This window comes from Okeania sp. SIO2C9 (genome assembly GCF_010672455.1).
Classification (GTDB): Bacteria; Cyanobacteriota; Cyanobacteriia; order Cyanobacteriales; family Microcoleaceae; genus Okeania.
Window position 1 is genome coordinate 108,757 of record NZ_JAAHGO010000007.1, and the last position, 19,538, is coordinate 128,294.

A 19,538-nucleotide genomic window follows, 5' to 3' on the forward strand; every position below is an offset into this window, starting at 1 on the left:
AATGTTAGGGATTTTAGGAATTATAGCAAACAAATCCTACATTTCCTACAAATCCTACAAACAAATTCAGGGAAAATTTCTAACAATTCCTACTGACAAAGCCAGAATTGATGAGACAATATGGGACTGTAGTGGACCGACACAGCTAAAATGGTGCATTATATCATGTTCGGTTGAATAGTTATAAATAAAAATGGAGGAGTAATGAGTTATGAGTAATGAGTTATGAGTAATGAGTTATGAGGAGGGAATTTTAAGCTATAAATGAAGAGAAAGTTTTTTGCGTGGTCAAGTTTTCTCTATCCTTAGTGCTTTAGTTATTTATTTCCTATTTTCCTATCTTTCCCTCTGTCGCAATTACATCCGCCGCCATTTGTTCTAATATAATAATCTCTCCATCTCCCATCTCCCCATCTCCCCATCTCCCCATCTCCCCATCTCCCCATCTCCCCATCTCCCCATCCCCCCATCTCCCCATCTCCCCATCTCCCCATCTCCCCATCTCCCCTTATGATGGTGGTTGAGGAAATTTTTTCTCCCTAACTTCCCAACTATATTCTTTTACTGCTTGAGTAATATTTTCTCGCAAATTAGCATAAGATTTAGCAAAAGGAGGTTGCCAATCAGAAATGCCTAAAACATCATTAATAACCAATACCTGACCATCACAATACACACCTGCACCAATACCAATAGTAGGAATAGAAACTTTTTCAGTAATCTCTTTGGCTAAATCTGCTCCAATATGTTCTAAAATCATGGCAAAAGCACCAGCTTCTTCCACAGCGACAGCTTCTGCTAAAATACGCGCCTTAGCATCGGGAGTTTTGCCTTGTTTGCGATAACCTCCAAATTGATGTACAGATTGGGGAGTTAGACCAATATGACCCATAACCGGAATACCTACTGATGTTAATTTACTTATCGTTTGAGCGATCGCTTCATTTCCACCTTCTAATTTCACAGCTTGAGCGCCTGTTTCTTTGAGTATTCTCCCTGCGGAATGTATGGCTTGTTGAATGCTTTCTTGATAAGTTAAAAATGGTAAATCTACAACTATTAAAGCTTGTTTCACACCTCGTCGCACTGCTTTAGCATGATGAATCATTTCATCAAGAGTGACTGGTAAAGTTGTATCATAGCCTAATGCTACCATTGCCAGAGAATCTCCCACCAAAATTAAATCTACTCCTGCTTGGTCTAAAATTTGAGCGATCGCATAATCATAAGCTGTTAAAGCTACTATAGGGCGACCTTTTTGTTTCCATTGAATTAGTTGTTTTGTAGTAACCGTCATTTTAATTAAGTTAAAAGTTATAGCAAGAAAAGTATAGTTTATATTAACAGAACTTACGCAAATTAACCTTTAAAACGCCTATGTAGGGGTGAATGGCATTCGCCCTTATAGGTTTTTGGTTATGACAATGTGGTTTATCAATCTGAAAAGGGCTGTAATGTAAAAGGGGAAGCTTTAAACCACAATTTCTCGGTAAATCAATTCATGGAGCAAATTTCATCAGGCGTGAGGTGCGCCTTGCGAGCAAGATGCTCGCACTAGAAAGATTCCCTCAATATCTGTACTTCATATACGACCGAATTTTTTGCTATTCCCTATTCCCTGTTCCCTAGCGCCTAGCGCTGTAACATTTTGCCAAAAGATTTAACAACAAGTTGAATTGTAAAAAACGAACCTTCTGTTTCTATCACTTTTTCTACTAAACAACGTCTTTTTAATGATTGTGTTCCTTTCCATATATGTAGGGGCGAATGGCATTCGCCCTCAAACAAACCTTCTGTTTCTATCACTTTTTCTACTAAACAACGTCTTTTTAATGATTGTATTCCTTTCCATAAATCTGAATGAGAGAGTGGAAATTCTGCGGGAGTAATAGAAATATCCACTGCTGTTTCTTGATTAGCTATCCAAAATATTACTTGTTTTTCCAACTCTGATAAACGCTGAAATATTCTCTCTAATATTGGTTCTAAATCTCCTAAATATAGGGTTGAGCAAGATAAAAATTGAGCTACATTTCCATCACATAAATCTTCAACAGCATCGGCAATAATATTTAACCATAAAGGATTTCCGCCATAGAGATTAATTAACTCTAACCATCTATCTTCATCTGTTAAATTTCTTTCTTGTAAAAGCATTTTGCACGCCTCCAAAAAACCATGAATTTTTAAAGTATGACAGTAATGATTTCCTAGTTCTATTTTTGGCTCTTCCTGACTCAGGAGTAATAAACAACTTTGGTGGGATGATGTGGCTATTTGTTTAAAAAGTTTGCCATAATTTTCATGGTCTGGCAGGTAAGTGCCTGCTAATTCTCCACTGGCAAAAATTTATTGTAGGTTATCAAAAATTAGTAAGCAACGATATTTACGGAGGTAATTTATTAATTGATTATTGGTAGTTTTGGCAGGAGAAAAATCTGCTGTTTTTTGGGAAGAAGAATCAGGTGGAGATAAAAAATTAACAATGCTTGTTTGCAGATATTCTAAAGTAGAGTAGTTATCAATATTGCGCCAAATTATATAATCAAATTTATCTTTTATTTGTGGAATTAATTGTAGGGCAAGTACGCTTTTGCCGATGCCAGCTAATCCTAATATGGTGATGATGCGGGTGTGATTTTCGTTTATCCATTGTTTGAGGGTGGTAAGTTCGGTGTGGCGATCGCACAACCAATATAAATCTGGAGCTTCAGATAAATCATAATTATTTTCTGGGTTTGTGTGGTTTTGATTTTGGTTAGTGGGAGTAGGAGAAGATTTGTTTTTATGGGTAGGAGATTCTCTGTTTTCTCCACAGATACTTATATGATTATTGTTAACATTTACCCATTCATTAGCTGTATTTGAAATATGTGAAAAATGCCATTTTTCTAAAATAGAACGAACATTAGATTGTTTAATATCATCCTCTTTTAAAACATCCTCTAAAAGTTGCCATAAATCACTACCCACCTGTTTCACATGATTGTACTTGCGATGACTATCCTCAGCTATTTCCGGGTATTTCTTACCTAACAAAGTGCTTTTCAATACTTCTCTCTGGAGAGAATCTAAGTGTTTCCCCGTTTTCGCGAACACTAACCTATCCGTTAATTCAACTAATGTCTGAACATCCATATCTACAGGTAAAAATGTAGCTTCATTATGTTTCATCTGACTGTATCACACTTTTTCCTACTAAAGCAACTAAATCGCACAGTTTAATACTAAATTAGTGCAAAAAAAAATTACTACTTGTGACTAAAACAGACATTATTGATTAGACAAAACACAAGTTATAGGAGAAAATAATCGAGAAGAAAAATTATCGGTAAGCATCTGATAAATTATAAAAAAATAGCTCATAGCTCTAAAATTAGAAACTCAAAATCATGCTAAATAGTAACTTTATAGATTTTTGAGATTTATTAGGTTTTGCTTATTATACAAAGTTTTTATGACTAGACTTGATAGCAAACTATTATGAACTTTATGGAATTTAACTATTGAGCGAAAATGTCAGAATTAGAGCTAAAAAAATTAATTGGTGGTGCATCAAGAAAGTGTAGAAATAGTAATAAGTAGTTAAAGATAAAAAAGACATTTATATATAGGAATAAATGACAAATTATTCCGTAATAGTACAATGCCCAAAATATGGAACATTACAACATGGATGAACATCAAATTGACGAGTCTAGTCTAGATTTAGAGACCGAAGAATCTCCCAATGGTAGTCTTGCCACCAACACAGAGTCAGCAAATGAAGATGACAAACATAATCTGGTAACAAAAATAAAATCTTCAGCAAGAGGTGGCATCACTTTTGCAACTAATCGATTTGGTGCTGTAACTGCTTTTCCATTAATGATTTTTAATGGAATTACGACGACTATAGGTGCGAATAAAATACTTCCTTATGGTACTGGAATTGTCGTCGGCTTAATACTGTCAACAATTTATTTTTTTGCGGTGGTTCTTATCGAAATAAAAAAAGAACATCCACTCCGCCGATTTTTGTTAATTTTAATTTTATGTATCGGCAGTATATATACAAGCTTTTTTGCGATTTATAACCAACTGAGCGAGGGTCAACTTAAATACCAACCTGCGACCAAAACAGTCAATGCACACAATCAATTTATCAACGACCTCCGCACTTCTTTAAATCAAACTATCAACAATATCGAAAAAGAAAATCCAAATATAGGAACTGTTAACTTGCTCAAGCAAGAAATAGATGAACTCAGACAAAAGCGGGAAGAAGCAAGAGACAAAGATGTAAAGGGTGAAATTGCGGAACAAATAAAAAAAAGGAACGATCGCCTTCAAAATATTAGTTCCGTAGAATCATCCTATGAATATCAAGTGCATCAAGAATTAAATCAACTGTCGCAGAAAAAAGAATCTCAACTGAACAGTTATTTGAGCGTCGAAGAGTTCATAGAGTCCAATCAAAGTTCTTCAGAGCTTTTTGCCAAAGATGATAGCTTGTTCAGAGATCTAAAGGTAGCTCTTGAAAATATCCAAGGATTTGACTCTAATTTACTTGGAAAAAATTTATTTCAAGCTCCTAATTATGATAATTATGTCAAAACTCCGACATTTTTAGTCCCCCTAGAAATCCTCTTAAACCCGAACAGCAAAAGACAAATTAGTTTTCTTATTTTTGCAATTACTGTTTCAATTTTTCTAGAAATAATTCCATTGTTATTAGGAGGCATTCAAACTGAATACAAAGGCAATAGCAATGATGTCAAAGAGGATATAAAAAATGATAATGAACCACAAAATAAAACTGCTTTAGGTCAGTTTTCTCGTTCAATAAGCACGTTGATTGAAAATCTCAAAGAAACAAGAGTTGAAATCTGGTCGGCTCTTACAGAACCTATAGGCACTACTAAAAACTTACAAAATGAAATCAAGAATAAGTTAACTAAATCAATGTCTGCTGTAGGATTAAATGATCAAGAAAAAAAAGATTTTCTGCTATTTTTTTATCGAAATATCGATATGGAAGACAAAAAGATTTCGGTTAATCAAATTTCCAATTCTGACAATCAAGCCAATCAAAAATCAGAAAAAGATCGATCAGAATCAGTTCAACAAAGTTCTGGATCTGAGAATCAACAATTAACTGATCGAGAAAAACTACAAAGATTTGAAATTGCTACCGTATTAATTATTGATATAATGCAAAATACTAGAGTCAAATGGCTAACTAAACCTTTGCTCCCTAACACATGGCTAACTAAACCTTTGCTCCCTAACAAAGTATGTTACCATTTTTTAGATTCAAAAAAATATCAGGAGTTTCTTGCTTGGTGGCTCGATGAATTAACAACAAATCAAGCAAATCCTGCCAAAAATTCGGATAATATGCATACTTTATTAGAATTACAATCCGGTTATGAAATAAACCAAGAATGGAAACCAAGTCGTATAAATTTTCCAATAGAGCAATCTGAAAAATAAATAATTTGCGATCGCTCCTCCCAAACAAAGCATATTTTAGGAGCGATAGCGCAGCATTGCGGATGCAACATCGCCTTTTATTCAAGACAGTTAAACCCTGCTTCTCCTCTTAATTTTTTGTCAAACGTCACAGTTTCCACACAACCTGCTTGGCGAGCGATCGCTCCTATCAAAAGTTGCTTTCTCAATTCCAGGATAATGTAGGATACCCGACAAGTCTTCCACAGAGAATTTCAGAGGAATTATTTTAACCTCTCCTTCTTCATCAATGACAAATTCTATTTTAGTACCTGCATTCAGTTTAAGGTAGTCCCTAATTTCTTGAGGGATCGTTATTTGCCCTCGAGCGCTAACTATTGTACTGGCCATTACTATAAATATTTACTAAATTTGCTTAATTTTAATGGATATTTAGAAAAATTGTCGCCACCTGGCGAAAGTAGCAGCAACTTCTTCATCGCTAGCAAACTCACCTGCATCCGCCTGACGTAAACCTTCTTTAATGTGGTTTAACTGCCACTGCTGGACTTGCAAATAAGCATCGATCGCATCATTAAGAATCTCAGAACGAGAGCGTTCCAATAAAGAAGCAATATTATCAATGGCCTTTCTTTTTTCAGAATTCAGACTAAAGCTGATTGTTTCCATAATACAATTCCAAGAATTAGAAGTTATAGTGATTCGACAGATAGAATCTTACCAATATCATACTAAAAAATTTCTCCAGATAAAAGACGACCATCCAACCGCTCATAGTCATCTTCAACTAACCATGAGTGAGCTTCATCATAAATAGCACTTTCAAACAAAGGTTTGTAGCTAGCAGTCGCATCATAAATACAATAGTTTCCGTTCTACTAAACTTACCCAAACTTACCCATGAATGATTGCATGAGCTTTGGAGCTAGCTTCCTGCTTCACAGAAGACCACTGACCGCAGTCTGCAACTTATCTTCTCCACAGGCTTAAATTCGCTTGAAACTCAAGCTACTGATTCACATAGTTTTTCAGGTTGATAGCAGCATTCAAATCTCTATCAGCTTCAAAACTGCATTCACTACACTCATAAGTTCTCAAGTGTAACGGCATTTTCTGTTGATGCCCACAGTTTGAACATATTTGAGAACTTGGATAAAATCTATCAGCTATGACTAATTCACTGCCGTACCATTCACATTTGTATGTAATTTGACGTTTAAACTCATAAAAACCACAGTCTGCTATGGCACTTGCTAGTTTATGATTTTTCAACATTCCACTTACGTTCAAGTCCTCAATTACTATGGTGCTGTGGTTTTTAGCTAACCATGTTGTGAGTTTATGTAGTGCGTCTGCTCTAATATCGGCTACTTTTTTGTGAACCTTTGCTAGTTTTTTTACTGCTTTGCGTCTGTTTTTGGAACCAATAACTTTTTTGCTGACTGCACGTTGATGACGAACTAATTGTTTTTTGGCTTGTCTGTAGGCTTTGACATTGGCAAATTTACTGCCATCAGAACAGGTTGCTAATGTATTTATGCCTATGTCTACACCAATAGTTTCTTCAACTTTTTCTGTTGGAGCTGATTCAATATCATACTTAAAACTGATGTACCAATTATCTGCTCTTTTGGATATTCTGACATTTTTTACTTTGCAATTCGGTAAGATTTCGTATGTTTTTACGACTCCTATTCTGGGTAATTGTATGTAGTTTCCTTGGAAAATCTTAATACTTCCTTCTAAGTAAAAGCTATCTTTTCTACCTTTTTTCTTAAAGAGTGGGAATCCACGTTCAGGAATAGTTAGAAAGTTTTTAAATGCCCTCTCTAAATCCCTTAATGCTTGCTGGGGGGCACACTTTGATACTTCATAGTACCAGGGATTAATTGATTTGACTTCGGCTACTAAACGCTTATGCAGGGTGATAGCGCTTGGGCGTTTTTTAGTTTCTTCGTACTCTTTTATGCAAGTTACTAATCCCCAATTATAAGCATGACGTGCAACACCTGCGTGTTTGGCAAGTATGGTTTTTTGGTAATTGTTAAGTTTTAATTTGGTCTTAATTGATTGCATTTAAACACGCACACCATGAAAAAAAAGTATTTGATAATTTAGGAGAGTTTAATATACCATAGCAGATAATCGTAATTGTTTTCAAGATTTATTAAGATTTTTCCAACGCATGTCCAATTATTCGGCTTCAGTAGTTAGCCCTGTTTGCCCCCAACTAACACCAAAATTCGGGGGGGAAAGACAATGGGATCTACCCATAACTCAATAAACTCCCAATCATCACTTTGGGCGACGAGGTTTTGTACGAGGGATAACATGGTACAAATTACCTCCTTTAATAATTTTAATTTCGGCGTATTTTATATTCATAATTATACCCGTTAACTAACTTATTTATTTTAGAACCAGAATCAAGTGATCGCTATAAAAAAGGTTGCTAAAATCAATCATTTTAGGTAGACTAGATTTTGGAAATAATTCCAATTATATAGAAAAAATTATATACGATGAAAACTAAAAGCTTTACTGCTATCCTTTATAAAGAAGATGATATGTACATAGCTGAATGCCCAGAAGTCGGCACAGTTGACCAAGGTAAAACAATAGAAGAAGCTTTAGCGAATCTCAAAGAAGCTACAAAACTCTATCTGGAAGAATGTCCGATACCTGAAACAACCCCAAGATTGGTCACCAGTATAGAGGTTAGTTATGCCTAGATTACCAATAATTTCCAGCAAAAAAGCTATTGGTGTTTTACAGCGTTTGGGATTCTACCAAGCTAGGCAAACAGGTAGTCATGTCGTTCTCAAAAAACCTTTGCCTGATGGAGAAATTGTTTGTGTTGTACCAATGCACAAAGAATTAAAAACTGGTACTCTTAGTGGAATTCTCAGACAAGCTAAAATTATGCCAGAAGAGTTTATAGCCAATTTATGATGGTAAAGCTCACTCTATGGTTGGTGGGAAAAAATGACTTCGCTATTACCTCACTATGAAAAAGAAGGCGATCGCTCCTTCCCAAACTAACCTAGTTTTAGAGGGAATTGCCTTTTATTCAATACAGCTAAATTAAACTTCTTATCTTAACTTTCTATCGAAAAAATCAGCTTTTTTTTATTCTCAAAACATAGTAATCGCTCCCATCTCCCACCTATTAAATAAGAGCGATCGCTCCTTCCCAAACAAACCATATTTTATGAGTGATCGCTTTTTTATGGTCTGATAGAATAGTTTGAAAAGAATCTATAAATGGTATAATCAGTTAATAACAAAAGGAGGTACTCATGCAGCAAATTCAGATTGTGTTGCCAGACGAACTAGCATTTTCTTTAAAGGAAAAATGGGGCAATTTAGAACGTAAATTAATGGAAATAATTGTAGTAGAAGCTTATCGCGAAGGTTCTATTAGTAGTGGTAAATTACGAGAACTATTAGGTTTCTCTACTCTTTTAGAAGCCGATAAATTTCTGAAAGCTAAAGGAGTTGATTTAGATTACGATGAAGAAGATTTTATTGCCGATCGCCAAACCCACGAACAACTAGAAAAAGAAGGGAAATTAAAGAGGGGTTTAGATTCAAAAAATACTATAAACCTTGACTAATAAGGGTTTTAGCCATTTTTTTAGCTTAATTCCCAACAACTCTATTATTTATATAGACAGTATTATTAAATACATGACTAATGAAATTATGAGCAATATTCTTACAAAGTCTTGACTTGGTGGAGACTGTGGTTTTTGCTTACTTCTCGAACTAAAACTATCAATTTCTTCAACTCTTCCCTCTTCTATTTTGATGTTTTGAATACCTACTATTCTACCATCTATATTTATGTTATTTTCTTCTAAATTTGTGATAATAGATATATCAAAGCTATCGCCAGAATTCATTAATAAAGGTTCTAATTCTATAATATTATTTTTGACTTCAATGATCGGCTGAAGATGTTCAGTTGCATTTAATATTTCAGCTTTGATAATTTCTGTAGTTGTAATTATTGGAGTAAATATCAATGATATTGGACGTACAAAATCACTAGGAGTAATTGGTAAATCACCTGAATTATAAACTCTTAAAACTGTGAAAGTAAGATATTTAATTTTTTTACCTTGAAAAAATATTTCTAGTTCATTTGCGATTTTTTTATCAACTTTCACTAATGAAACACTGGAAATTTCAATACATTTAATTTCTTTAATTTCTTTTTTTGGGAATTTTGTGATTACGATCTGAATAATACCAATTATTATGGCTGCAAGTAATGTAGCAAAACCAATTATTGCACTTATCATGCCCCAATCAGGAGTTAAGTTTTTTTGAGATTGGGATGTTGCTAAAAGCTCTAAGTGAAATAGAAAAATTTCTAAGCTCATTTTGAATCAATAGAAGTAGTTATTTTAGAATAATATAAATTTAATATATTTTATCATCAAGCATTTTTTCTATATTTTTAAAATGACTAGCTGAGGACATGAAAATCAAAAATTCGACTTATAGGAAATTTCCGGATAGTGAGGTAAAGTTAAAAATTATAGATTAATTTTTATTCTTTATTTCGTAAAAGCATAAAATTTTGTATCTCCAAGAATCGAAAACTTTTATTAATAAACCTTTGCTGAACATCAACTATCTTAAACCTAACCACCGTAAAATAGGAATAATCACATAATGACTCACTCCCAAACAAAAACCACCGATACAACCTAATAAACTGAAAAAAGTTATGCTTGCAAAAAATTCTAATAAATTAGGTTGACTGTGATTAATAGCACTAAACTGTAAAAATAACTCTGGAAAAATATTAAATTGCTCCAAACCAACAAAAACTATTGCCGTCAAAGTAGCAACTATCAAAGCATAAATATAATTATGCTTTCTTAAACCAAGTCCTAAAGTAATAACGCCAGTAGCTACCCCCACAGATAATTTACCCATAATTTCTAGGATAATTAAATCTTCCTTTGTCGTATAGACACTACTGCCAACTTGGGAAAATTGCCAACATAAACCACCCAAAATGTAACCAATAATTCCCATAAATGCAGCCAACCCATAACGACGACGTTGACCTAAACCTCCCACATCTGTTAAACCAACTCCCGTTCCCAAACCAGCTAAACCAAAGACAAGTATTTCCGGACCAATATTTAGGGGAACATCCCACACAAGAAAAATCAGATTCGTAAATATACTAGCGAGGCGATCGCCTATTCCTGACCAATAAGCAAAAATTAATCCGAATGTTGCTCCAATACTCCCCCCAATTGCCCCCAGTACCATTTCCCAAATTGTATCTACACAACCTGAAACTATTTGATGAAAAATTTTAGACAGCGTAAAAAATAACCTATTAATATTCTCACTGAGATTTTTCAACTGAGCTATTAATAAATTTTTAACAGTTGTAGCGAATGTAGCTAAGGAATATATTCTCAGAGATCTCTTTTGCCGTCGATAAATTTTGGCTAAACGGACTTGCACTTCTGCCGCTGTTGCTGGTCGTTGTGCCACATCTAAGCTCACCATATCATCAAGTAAGTTAGCCAAAGCTGGATGAACAGGCTTAAGTTGACGCCACTTTAGCTTACCTGTTAAAGGGTCTTCCAATTCTGCTGGATATTGACCAGTTAGTAAATGAATGCAAGTACGACCCAAAGCATAAAAATCTGTGAATGGGCCTATTTCATCTCCATTAATTTGTTCTGGAGGGCTATATCCAGGAGAAACTAATCTGGTTGTGCTGCGTTTTGCTACAGTTTCTCTAGGTTGGATTCTATAATTACTAATTTGTTTTACCCCACCGAAGTCAATTATGACCAGTTGACCTCTTTTTTTTCGTTGATGATGAAAAGAATAGGATAAAGAAGATTTTGTCAAAGTTGAAGGTTGGATTTCCCGCAACATTAAATTAGAAGGCTTAATGTCCCTGTGAATAATTTTCCGGCGATGTAATTCCCATAAAATTTCTACAGCTTGGGAAAGCCAATTGATTACATAGAAATCTGGACATCCTTGGGGATATTGTTCCAGAATTTCCTCTAGGGTACAGCCATCAATTTTTTCCATGACCAGGCATGGGAGAAACCATTGACTAGAGTGGCCAACTTGTGGCTGACTATTTCGCTTGCGTAGATGAAAATAGTCTCCTGTTTCGACTCTAGGAATACCTGAATGACGCATACTGGCTAGTACCCAGGCTTCCTGGTCAAATAGTTCGAGTGCTTTGGGAGAGCTTTCTAATAGTACTTTCAGAATACGTTCGGTTTGAGTTTCTTGGTCCCAAATAATGTAGATTTTCGCAAATCCACCAGCGCTTAATTTTCGCAGGGGAATATAGCGATCGTTAAGTAGAAGTGGGGTTCCACAACTTTGACAAAAGTTATTGCCCCATGCCTGAATTGGACTTAGACAATGGGGATTGATACAGTGGACTTTTGATAAAACAGACTGATGTACAGTCATCTACAGTTTAGTTTATAGATGGAGGACAATGGGAAAATTATTTATATTTTTACATTTTCACACATATATAGCAGGCAACAGGTAACAGGCAACAGTGGGAAAAACATTTATTCAAAGTTAAGGATAATTAGGTCTAATTAGGGTTTGCTGATTAACTATCAAAGCATTGAAATATAAAGCTTTCAGTCTTATTAGGTTCAAAAAAAAATGCCAGCTTTTCGTTCAAGAAAGCTCAAGAAGTTAGCATTTTGTGCAAGAGTTGGGCAGAAAAATTAAGGAATAATTCTTCCAACTACACCCTTTGTAATTCCCATTTATCCTGACTCCCCCTCCTTGGAGGGGAGGGGTTAGGGGTGGGTTGACTCCTACCTTCACCCATAAGACTTTTTTACCGAATAATTAAGGTTTAAAGCCTCTCACTCGCCGTGGAGAAACAAGTGGTCGAGAGATGGCGAGGTCTCGGAGCCATATCCAATCGACCAAGAGAGAAAATTTTTTCATGATTAGTCAATCCTCTTCTTTTCAAGGAGAGGTAATAATTAATAATTAATTATTAATTATTAATTGTGGCACAGACCCTAATTAGTGCTTGCTAATTAAATCTCAAAGCATTGATAGGTAAAGGTTTTAGCCTTCTTTAATTGCCAAGGGGGTGCGCTTGTTTTAGTCTAAAACCCTCAAAAAGTTAGTATAAAAGGCAAACCTTCGGACAGAAAAATTGAGGAACAATTCTTACTCCTACCTCCTCGCTCCCGACCCTTTTCTCCTGTTTTACCAAAAAATGAGGGTATGTGCCTCCCCTTTTAAGGGGATGAAAAAAATATTTAGTTCAGTATTTCAAGCCTCCGACTTCAGTCGGAGGTTCACTGATAACTGATAACTGATAACTGAAATGACCCTCCACGGTCGGGGGAGGGGCGAGGGGTGGATTGTCTCCTGTCTCCTGTCTCCTGTCTCCTAACCCTACCAAAAAGCTTTATTCAGCAAACCCTAACTATTTTTATTTTGCGGGCAAAAATGCAAGTTAAATGTACATTAATTGAGTCCGATAGTGGTAGTAGTTATCGATAGAAAGGTGCTGAATAATTAGTGCTGTTGAAAAATTAATTTACCGATTTTTTATTGTATTAAATACTTATTTTTTCTAGAAAAAGTAATTATATTATTTTGATACTAGCAATAATTTATACATAAAACTAGAGTCAAAAATTTTCCTTATTAGTTAGCTATAATCTTATACTTTTGGTGAATTTATCATTTGTTTACTGATAACTGATAACTGATAACTGATAACTGAAATGATGATCCCCTGTACTTGTTTAGTATTTAATCTTAAATAATTAAGATTGTTTTTATATTGCATATCTGTGTTTTTTTGTCAATGAGCAATTATTCACTTGATTTATTTGCGATGACTATTATTTTAAAATTAACAAATGTAACAAATAGATTAAAAAAAGTTATTAATAAAAAAATAATCTTTAAAGTGGAAAAGTTCTAATTATTGATATTATCTAAAATAGTATGCTGTATAGCAGAAAAGTGAATAGATTCTTAGGAAAGAATATATGAGTTACGCTAAAACACAAAGTCAGTCTAAGTCTGGATATCAGGCTGGAGTAAAAGACTATAAACTAACTTATTACACCCCTGATTACATACCAAAAGATACAGATGTTCTGGCAGCCTTCCGGATGACTCCTCAGCCTGGAGTTCCTCCAGAAGAAGCTGGTGCTGCAGTAGCGGCTGAATCTTCTACTGGTACTTGGACAACAGTATGGACTGACTTGTTGACTGACCTTGATCGCTACAAAGGTCGTTGCTATGATATTGAATCGGTTCCCGGCGAAGATAATCAATACATTTGCTATGTAGCTTATCCTCTAGATTTATTTGAGGAAGGTTCAGTAACTAATATGTTGACCTCTATTGTAGGTAACGTATTTGGTTTCAAAGCATTACGAGCGCTACGTCTGGAAGATATGCGCATTCCAGTAGCTTATCTGAAGACTTTTGAAGGTCCTCCTCACGGTATTACTGTTGAACGTGACAAATTAAACAAGTATGGTCGTCCTCTATTAGGTTGTACTATTAAGCCTAAGTTGGGTCTATCTGCTAAGAACTACGGTAGAGCAGTATATGAATGCTTGCGCGGTGGTTTAGACTTCACAAAGGATGACGAAAATATTAACTCTCAGCCTTTCATGCGTTGGCGCGATCGCTTCCTGTTTGTACAAGAAGCTATTGAAAAGGCCCAAGCTGAAACTGGTGAAATTAAAGGCCACTACCTCAACGTAACTGCCCCCACCGTTGAACAAATGATGGAGCGTGCTGAGTTTGCTAAGGAAATTGGCACTCCAATCATCATGCACGACTACCTAACTGGTGGATTTACTGCAAATACAACCTTGGCCAAATGGTGTCGTCGTAACGGTGTGTTATTACACATCCACCGTGCAATGCACGCTGTAATTGACCGTCAAAAAGCTCACGGTATTCACTTCCGCGTTTTGGCTAAGTGCTTGAGAATGTCTGGTGGAGACCACCTACACTCTGGTACTGTTGTTGGTAAGCTCGAAGGTGAAAAAGGTATCACTATGGGCTTTGTTGACCTAATGCGCGAAGACCACATCGAGCAAGACCGCGAACGTGGTATTTACTTCACTCAAGATTGGGCATCCATGCCTGGTGTAATGCCAGTTGCTTCTGGTGGTATTCACGTTTGGCATATGCCAGCTCTAGTTGAAATCTTCGGTGATGATTCCTGCCTACAATTCGGTGGTGGTACTTTGGGCCACCCTTGGGGTAACGCTCCTGGTGCAACTGCTAACCGTGTAGCTCTAGAAGCTTGTATCCAAGCTCGTAACGAAGGTCGTAACCTCTTCAAAGAAGGTGGCGATGTAATTCGTGAAGCTGCTAAGTGGTCTCCTGACTTGGCCGTTGCTTGCGAACTATGGAAAGAAATCAAGTTCGAGTTCGAGGCAATGGATACCCTCTAAGTCTGTCTTTGAGATGTGGGATTTTAGATTTTAGATGGCAATTATGAGATAGATATGTCACACTTGTCTGCTAAAGGATTAGATAGATCCTCAATCTAAAATCTAAAGTCTAACAACAATATTCAGGCTGGGGTCAAAAATGGATATTAAAAAAGTTGCGAAAGATACTGCAAAGGTACTGACGAGCTACCTGACCTATCAAGCTGTGCGGACTGTAACTGCTCAGTTACGAGAGACGAACCCTCCCTTAGCAATTTGGTTAAGTGGTTTTTCCTCAACAGGCAAAATTCAAGATGGAGAAGCTTACCTACAAGAGTTGTTCCAGGAAAATAAAGAATTAGCATTTAGAGTGATGACCGTTCGAGAACATTTAGCAGAGGAAGTGGCTGAGTATTTACCAGAAATGCTTCGCAGTGGTATTCAGAAAGATAATATGGAACATCGCCGTCGGTATCTGGAAAAGATAACGCAACTGGAAATAGCAGACCCTAGTCTAGATCCAGAACAACAAACAGATTAGCCACGAAAATTTGCGGTTAAAAATTCCTCCACGGAGAGACCGGGGGGCTGAGATATAAAATCTTGATTGATTCAAAATTTGGCTCCCTAGCACATTTATTCAACAGTAAAAAAATCAATGAGAACATTACCAAAAGAGCGTCGTTACGAAACCCTTTCCTATTTGCCTCCTCTGAGTCCTCAGCAAATTAGTCAGCAACTTGAGTACATTTTGGATCAAGGTTTCATCGCTGGTGTAGAATTTAGTGAGTCTTCTGCACCAGAAATGCACTACTGGACTTTGTGGAAGTTACCTCTATTCCATGCCAAAACAGTTCAAGAAGTTTTAAGTGAGATCGATGCTTGCCGTTCTGAAAATCCTGATTGCTTTATTCGCGTGATGGGTTTTGATAACGTGAAGCAGTGTCAGGTATTGAGCTTCATCGTACATAAGCCAAATCAGAGAAGATACTAAATTCATTGCTAAATTGATTTAGTTATAGTGGGGTAGGTAAGAGTCTATCCCACTATTTTTTTAATTGTGTCCGGTGGCGATCGCCTCACTCTGAAACGAGACTTTCTAATTTTCTCTTCATATAAATTTTATAGATCGTGACTGATATAGCAAGGAAAGAGTTGGTTAGGACAAAGATTGATGATGAACCTGAGACACCAGAAAAGCTTTTACCACTGTTCCCTGTTCCCTGTTCCCTGTTCCCTGCTATATCAACTACAGCAAAATGTACAAATAAATTTTTACTATAATTTTTCGCTCTAAAATGGAACTTAAACCACAAAAAGTTGAAATTAGCACTCAAAATATCGCTTATTATGAAAGTTCAGGTAAGGAGCAAACTATTTTCCTCGTTCATGGTAATTCTTCATCCGGACGCTCTTACCTACATCAATTACAAAGTCAGCTTGGTGAGACTTATCGCTCGATCGCGATGGACTTACCAGGTCATGGACTTTCAGATGTAGCTGCTAACCCAGAAGTAACTTATAGTCTGCCTGGTTATGCTGATGCTGTCGTTGAAGTAGCTAAAGCTTTAGATGCTTCTAATGCAATTTTTGTAGGTTGGAGTCTAGGCGGACATATTCTTTTAGAAGCTAGCGATCGACTCACTGATGCACAAGGTATTGTTATATTTGGTACGCCACCAATTGCTGACAACCCTCCCAGTCTAGAAAATGCTTTTTTGCCACATCCATCTTTGAGCTTGGGTTTAACTGCGGAGCTAAGTCAAGAGAATATGTTAGCCTATGTGACAACTTTCTTCAGACCGGATATGGTAGAAATTCCTGAGCTTTTCTTAGAAGATATTGCTTTAACTGATGGTCAAGCGCGTGGTAATTTAGGTGCAAGTATTACCCCTGGTGGTTATCGAGACGAGATTGAAATTGTGGGTAATATGAAGATTCCCTTAATGATTATTCATGGGGAACAAGAGCAATTAGTAAACGCCGATCATATCGCAAAATTGAAAATGCCTACCCTTTGGCATGGAAAAATTCAATTTATTTCCAATGCGGGACATGCTCCACATTGGGAAACACCAGAGAAATTTAATAGCTTATTGATAGATTTTATTACCGATGTGACGATAGGCGATCGCCGTTAGTAAAATTGATATTACCGAAAAATTGTGGTTTAAAGCCTCCCCTTTTAACGGGATAATAAGCGGTTGAGGGATGGCGTTTGCTATCGCAAAGCTGCGCTAACAGCGGAGCGGCTCTGATAAGAGCGGTCTCCTCGCCATATCCAATTGACCAAGAGAAGAAAAATTTTTATTATTAGTCAATCCTCTTCTTTATTAAGGAGAGTTCAATAATTGATAATTGATAATTGATAATTGATAATTACCTCTCCCTAAAACGGATAGGATTGAATAAAAGGAAAAAATATATTTTTTTTCCCTTGAAAGGGGAGGCTTCAAGGCGTGAATTACTTAATTATTTAATTATTTAATTATTTAATTATTAATTATTCGGTAATTATTAATTATTCATTATTGATCATTCATTATTAATTGTTTAAAGCACTTTGCCTGGATAATGAGGTACAGTTTATGAATTCTTTTTCCTGTTTCCTAGAGTTATAAAATTTTGTACCTTATTAAGTGGAAAACTCCTGTAACTGGAAGAAGTAAGAAACTTTATCCTTGCTCCTGTATTGAGCTGTAATTCCATAGTAGAACTCAACAATCAAACAAATTTCTGTGCATCACTATACTCGTTAATATTGGTGTAGAATAAAGTTACTTCCTCACCTTTGTTAATATCTTTATCGGCAATCAAATGCGCCCATAAACCTACTTCATTTTCAACCCATTCTACACAAGCATTAGGCTTTTCTGCATGATTACAAAAAGAAGCCAAACCAAACACAAGATATCTATTCGCATTTTTACTTTTGCTATATTCTGATGGGGATACAAAGTAATACTTAAAGATTCCTGTTTCATCTATAGTTTGTTTTGGTTCAAATGGAAAAATCTCTACAGGAGCAACTTCTAGTAATGCTCCTTCAGGAATATCTTGTGTAGCAATAATTCCTCGCCCTTTATGAGGAATTTTTTTTACTTCAATCATCAATTATGTCCAATAAATCAATTTTTAACATCAATCTATAATATTTTAGTGTATCATACATCAAGAAATTTCATAAAATTTCTTTAATGGTTAAATAACTATCAGCTTTTAGCATTTAGCTATCAGCTTTTAGAGGTCTGGGTTAAAATCCCTTACTTCTGTAAGCAGGATTGTTTAGGAGGAGTTGAAAGCCCCCCTTTTAAACTTTAGAAAAATGACCTTGCTGACCGCTGAGGTGCTGACCGCTGACGGCTTTTTAAAATTGAAGCTATAAAAGCATTATGAATGAAAAAATATTATTAGAGCAAGAACATAAACCAACAGGATTTAAGGTTTTCTTGACTTCTATGGAAGATACTCATATTAAGCACTTAATCGAGCTTGCTCAAGACCAAAGTTTAATAGATTTAATGGGTTGGAACACATTCTTTGAACCTGATGATACAGAACAATTCATAGAGGCAATTTCAGATTGCACTCTCTCTTATTCTCGCAAAAGTCAGCCTCTAGTATTTGGAGTTTACTTAGCTCTAGAAAGTTTGCCTATTGGATATGTACTATTAAAAGGCTTTAATATGGATTTGTTGACTGCTGAAACTGCTGTAGCAATTCTGGATAAAAAATATAGAAATAAAGGATATGGGAAGCTAGCATTAAAACGAGTAATCATTTATGCTTTCGATGAATTACAGATTAAAACTATTGGTGCAACAATTTTATTGTCAAATAAAAGTTCAATTAATATGGTTAAAAATCTTGGTTTTGTAGTTAGAGAAATTATGTACAAATCATGGCCAATGCCTAACGGAGAGCTAGCAGATATGGTATTAATGGAATTGAAAAATGATAGTATTAAAAGCTGGAATTAGGGGTAATCAAAAGCAAATAAAATCAGAATGTTAGTAATTATAAATTCCTTTTATTTGTATGATATTCGGATAATTTGAGATGTTTGATAGTATTGATAACAATCATTGTTTTGTAATATGATTTTTTGAGATAAAGTCGATCGTTTAAATCAAAATTGCTGTAGAATATATTATAGTAAACCCGGTTTTCCCACATTACATTTATGGTTAGAGTTTTTACAAGTTCTGTTATCAATGCTCATGTTGATAAAGTATGGATGAAGATTAGAGATTTTAATGCTCTACCTAATTGGCATCCAGCTATTGCTAACAGTTCCATAGAAAATGGTGAGCATAGCGATAAAGTTGGCTGTATTCGTAATTTCAATCTTAAAGAAGGGGGTACTATTCGCGAGAAGCTATTGGTTCTCAGCGACTTAGATTATTTATACTCCTACTCAATCCTAGAATCACCCATGCCCTTAAAGAACTATATAGCAACACTGCAGCTTAAGCCAATCACAGATGGAGATTTAACTTATGCTGAATGGACAGCTATATTCGATTGCGATCCCCAAGAAGAACAGAATCTGATTAAGTTAGTAGGTGATGGTGTTTTTCAGACAGGTTTTAACTCATTGAACCAGATATTTAGGGAATAACATCTTAG

The 19,538-nt window shown here is 35.6% G+C and carries 21 protein-coding genes; 10 read left to right on the top strand and 11 right to left on the bottom strand.

The window, feature by feature from the left end; all coding sequences use genetic code 11:
* Window positions 1–328: 328 nt before the first annotated feature.
* From F6K23_RS06900 to F6K23_RS06915, 4 genes are all read right to left on the bottom strand, one after another.
* Window positions 329–478, bottom strand: a complete 150-nt coding sequence (locus F6K23_RS06900) for a hypothetical protein (RefSeq protein ID WP_293152482.1) — start codon at window positions 476–478, stop codon at window positions 329–331.
* Between the two features lie 30 nt (window positions 479–508).
* Entirely contained in the window at window positions 509–1,297 is a 789-nt protein-coding gene (gene panB, locus F6K23_RS06905) for a 3-methyl-2-oxobutanoate hydroxymethyltransferase (protein WP_293152485.1), read from the bottom strand.
* Window positions 1,298–1,632: 335 nt separating this feature from the next.
* Window positions 1,633–2,157, bottom strand: coding sequence for a hypothetical protein (locus tag F6K23_RS06910; RefSeq protein WP_293152488.1), 525 nt, complete (start codon window positions 2,155–2,157; stop codon window positions 1,633–1,635).
* 192 nt (window positions 2,158–2,349) lie between these two features.
* A complete protein-coding gene (locus F6K23_RS06915) occupies window positions 2,350–3,174 on the bottom strand; it encodes an NB-ARC domain-containing protein (RefSeq protein WP_293152491.1) in 825 nt (274 codons plus the stop codon).
* Between the two features lie 498 nt (window positions 3,175–3,672).
* On the opposite strand from F6K23_RS06915, the gene F6K23_RS06920 reads away from it, so the two are divergent.
* A complete protein-coding gene (locus F6K23_RS06920; protein WP_293152494.1) occupies window positions 3,673–5,475 on the top strand; it encodes a hypothetical protein in 1,803 nt (600 codons plus the stop codon).
* Between the two features lie 120 nt (window positions 5,476–5,595).
* Here the strand turns inward: F6K23_RS06920 and F6K23_RS06925 are convergent, their stop codons facing one another.
* The 4 genes from F6K23_RS06925 to F6K23_RS42815 form a co-directional block, all read right to left on the bottom strand.
* Window positions 5,596–5,844 carry an AbrB/MazE/SpoVT family DNA-binding domain-containing protein gene (locus F6K23_RS06925; protein ID WP_293152497.1) on the bottom strand — a complete coding sequence of 83 codons (249 nt, stop codon included), beginning with the start codon at window positions 5,842–5,844 and terminating at the stop codon, window positions 5,596–5,598.
* 42 nt (window positions 5,845–5,886) lie between these two features.
* Window positions 5,887–6,123 carry a CopG family ribbon-helix-helix protein gene (locus tag F6K23_RS06930; protein WP_293152500.1) on the bottom strand — a complete coding sequence of 79 codons (237 nt, stop codon included), beginning with the start codon at window positions 6,121–6,123 and terminating at the stop codon, window positions 5,887–5,889.
* Between the two features lie 339 nt (window positions 6,124–6,462).
* Complete coding sequence (locus tag F6K23_RS06935; protein ID WP_293152503.1) at window positions 6,463–7,530, bottom strand: RNA-guided endonuclease TnpB family protein; 1,068 nt, start codon at window positions 7,528–7,530, stop codon at window positions 6,463–6,465.
* 219 nt (window positions 7,531–7,749) lie between these two features.
* Entirely contained in the window at window positions 7,750–7,839 is a 90-nt protein-coding gene (locus tag F6K23_RS42815; protein ID WP_375340738.1) for a hypothetical protein, read from the bottom strand.
* A 137-nt stretch (window positions 7,840–7,976) separates the two neighbouring features.
* Between F6K23_RS42815 and F6K23_RS06940 the strand changes: the two genes are divergently transcribed.
* The 3 genes from F6K23_RS06940 (at window position 7,977) to F6K23_RS06950 (ending at window position 9,071) form a co-directional block, all read left to right on the top strand.
* Window positions 7,977–8,186, top strand: coding sequence for a type II toxin-antitoxin system HicB family antitoxin (locus tag F6K23_RS06940; RefSeq protein WP_293152506.1), 210 nt, complete (start codon window positions 7,977–7,979; stop codon window positions 8,184–8,186).
* Window positions 8,179–8,406, top strand: a complete 228-nt coding sequence (locus F6K23_RS06945) for a type II toxin-antitoxin system HicA family toxin (RefSeq protein WP_293152509.1) — start codon at window positions 8,179–8,181, stop codon at window positions 8,404–8,406. Before F6K23_RS06940 ends, F6K23_RS06945 begins: the two co-directional genes overlap by 8 nt.
* Window positions 8,407–8,753: 347 nt before the next feature.
* The gene (locus tag F6K23_RS06950; protein WP_293152512.1) at window positions 8,754–9,071 is read left to right on the top strand and encodes a UPF0175 family protein; all 318 of its coding nucleotides are present in this window, start codon (window positions 8,754–8,756) and stop codon (window positions 9,069–9,071) included.
* Window positions 9,072–9,119: 48 nt separating this feature from the next.
* Here the strand turns inward: F6K23_RS06950 and F6K23_RS06955 are convergent, their stop codons facing one another.
* Complete coding sequence (locus tag F6K23_RS06955) at window positions 9,120–9,842, bottom strand: hypothetical protein (RefSeq protein WP_293152515.1); 723 nt, start codon at window positions 9,840–9,842, stop codon at window positions 9,120–9,122.
* A 253-nt stretch (window positions 9,843–10,095) separates the two neighbouring features.
* Window positions 10,096–11,931 carry a serine/threonine-protein kinase gene (locus F6K23_RS06960; RefSeq protein WP_293152518.1) on the bottom strand — a complete coding sequence of 612 codons (1,836 nt, stop codon included), beginning with the start codon at window positions 11,929–11,931 and terminating at the stop codon, window positions 10,096–10,098.
* Between the two features lie 1,568 nt (window positions 11,932–13,499).
* Here F6K23_RS06960 and F6K23_RS06965 point away from each other — a divergent pair.
* The 4 genes from F6K23_RS06965 (at window position 13,500) to F6K23_RS06980 (ending at window position 17,050) form a co-directional block, all read left to right on the top strand.
* Complete coding sequence (locus F6K23_RS06965; protein ID WP_124155538.1) at window positions 13,500–14,930, top strand: form I ribulose bisphosphate carboxylase large subunit; 1,431 nt, start codon at window positions 13,500–13,502, stop codon at window positions 14,928–14,930.
* Between the two features lie 139 nt (window positions 14,931–15,069).
* The gene (locus tag F6K23_RS06970) at window positions 15,070–15,450 is read left to right on the top strand and encodes a chaperonin family protein RbcX (protein WP_293067539.1); all 381 of its coding nucleotides are present in this window, start codon (window positions 15,070–15,072) and stop codon (window positions 15,448–15,450) included.
* A 117-nt stretch (window positions 15,451–15,567) separates the two neighbouring features.
* Window positions 15,568–15,903: a ribulose bisphosphate carboxylase small subunit gene (locus tag F6K23_RS06975; RefSeq protein ID WP_124155536.1), complete on the top strand. Its 336-nt coding sequence runs from the start codon at window positions 15,568–15,570 to the stop codon at window positions 15,901–15,903.
* 304 nt (window positions 15,904–16,207) lie between these two features.
* A complete protein-coding gene (locus F6K23_RS06980; RefSeq protein ID WP_293152523.1) occupies window positions 16,208–17,050 on the top strand; it encodes an alpha/beta fold hydrolase in 843 nt (280 codons plus the stop codon).
* Window positions 17,051–17,633: 583 nt separating this feature from the next.
* Here F6K23_RS06980 and F6K23_RS06985 read toward each other — a convergent pair.
* Entirely contained in the window at window positions 17,634–18,020 is a 387-nt protein-coding gene (locus F6K23_RS06985) for an SET domain-containing protein-lysine N-methyltransferase (RefSeq protein WP_293152526.1), read from the bottom strand.
* A gap of 281 nt (window positions 18,021–18,301) precedes the next feature.
* Between F6K23_RS06985 and F6K23_RS06990 the strand changes: the two genes are divergently transcribed.
* Both F6K23_RS06990 and F6K23_RS06995 read left to right on the top strand, forming a co-directional pair.
* Window positions 18,302–18,889, top strand: a complete 588-nt coding sequence (locus F6K23_RS06990) for a GNAT family N-acetyltransferase (RefSeq protein ID WP_293152529.1) — start codon at window positions 18,302–18,304, stop codon at window positions 18,887–18,889.
* 203 nt (window positions 18,890–19,092) lie between these two features.
* Window positions 19,093–19,530 carry an SRPBCC family protein gene (locus F6K23_RS06995; RefSeq protein ID WP_293152532.1) on the top strand — a complete coding sequence of 146 codons (438 nt, stop codon included), beginning with the start codon at window positions 19,093–19,095 and terminating at the stop codon, window positions 19,528–19,530.
* The last annotated feature ends 8 nt before the right edge of the window (window positions 19,531–19,538 follow it).

Coding starts and splice junctions, on each gene's coding strand:
- F6K23_RS42815 (WP_375340738.1), bottom strand. CDS start 7,839: ATGAATATAAAATACGCCGAAATTAAAATTATTAAAGGAGGTAATTTG.
- F6K23_RS06970 (WP_293067539.1), top strand. CDS start 15,070: ATGGATATTAAAAAAGTTGCGAAAGATACTGCAAAGGTACTGACGAGC.
- F6K23_RS06930 (WP_293152500.1), bottom strand. CDS start 6,123: ATGGAAACAATCAGCTTTAGTCTGAATTCTGAAAAAAGAAAGGCCATT.
- F6K23_RS06985 (WP_293152526.1), bottom strand. CDS start 18,020: ATGATTGAAGTAAAAAAAATTCCTCATAAAGGGCGAGGAATTATTGCT.
- F6K23_RS06950 (WP_293152512.1), top strand. CDS start 8,754: ATGCAGCAAATTCAGATTGTGTTGCCAGACGAACTAGCATTTTCTTTA.
- panB (WP_293152485.1), bottom strand. CDS start 1,297: ATGACGGTTACTACAAAACAACTAATTCAATGGAAACAAAAAGGTCGC.
- F6K23_RS06945 (WP_293152509.1), top strand. CDS start 8,179: ATGCCTAGATTACCAATAATTTCCAGCAAAAAAGCTATTGGTGTTTTA.
- F6K23_RS06915 (WP_293152491.1), bottom strand. CDS start 3,174: ATGAAACATAATGAAGCTACATTTTTACCTGTAGATATGGATGTTCAG.
- F6K23_RS06965 (WP_124155538.1), top strand. CDS start 13,500: ATGAGTTACGCTAAAACACAAAGTCAGTCTAAGTCTGGATATCAGGCT.
- F6K23_RS06960 (WP_293152518.1), bottom strand. CDS start 11,931: ATGACTGTACATCAGTCTGTTTTATCAAAAGTCCACTGTATCAATCCC.
- F6K23_RS06990 (WP_293152529.1), top strand. CDS start 18,302: ATGAATGAAAAAATATTATTAGAGCAAGAACATAAACCAACAGGATTT.
- F6K23_RS06980 (WP_293152523.1), top strand. CDS start 16,208: ATGGAACTTAAACCACAAAAAGTTGAAATTAGCACTCAAAATATCGCT.
- F6K23_RS06940 (WP_293152506.1), top strand. CDS start 7,977: ATGAAAACTAAAAGCTTTACTGCTATCCTTTATAAAGAAGATGATATG.
- F6K23_RS06900 (WP_293152482.1), bottom strand. CDS start 478: ATGGGGAGATGGGGGGATGGGGAGATGGGGAGATGGGGAGATGGGGAG.
- F6K23_RS06995 (WP_293152532.1), top strand. CDS start 19,093: ATGGTTAGAGTTTTTACAAGTTCTGTTATCAATGCTCATGTTGATAAA.
- F6K23_RS06910 (WP_293152488.1), bottom strand. CDS start 2,157: ATGCTTTTACAAGAAAGAAATTTAACAGATGAAGATAGATGGTTAGAG.
- F6K23_RS06920 (WP_293152494.1), top strand. CDS start 3,673: ATGGATGAACATCAAATTGACGAGTCTAGTCTAGATTTAGAGACCGAA.
- F6K23_RS06975 (WP_124155536.1), top strand. CDS start 15,568: ATGAGAACATTACCAAAAGAGCGTCGTTACGAAACCCTTTCCTATTTG.
- F6K23_RS06935 (WP_293152503.1), bottom strand. CDS start 7,530: ATGCAATCAATTAAGACCAAATTAAAACTTAACAATTACCAAAAAACC.
- F6K23_RS06925 (WP_293152497.1), bottom strand. CDS start 5,844: ATGGCCAGTACAATAGTTAGCGCTCGAGGGCAAATAACGATCCCTCAA.
- F6K23_RS06955 (WP_293152515.1), bottom strand. CDS start 9,842: ATGAGCTTAGAAATTTTTCTATTTCACTTAGAGCTTTTAGCAACATCC.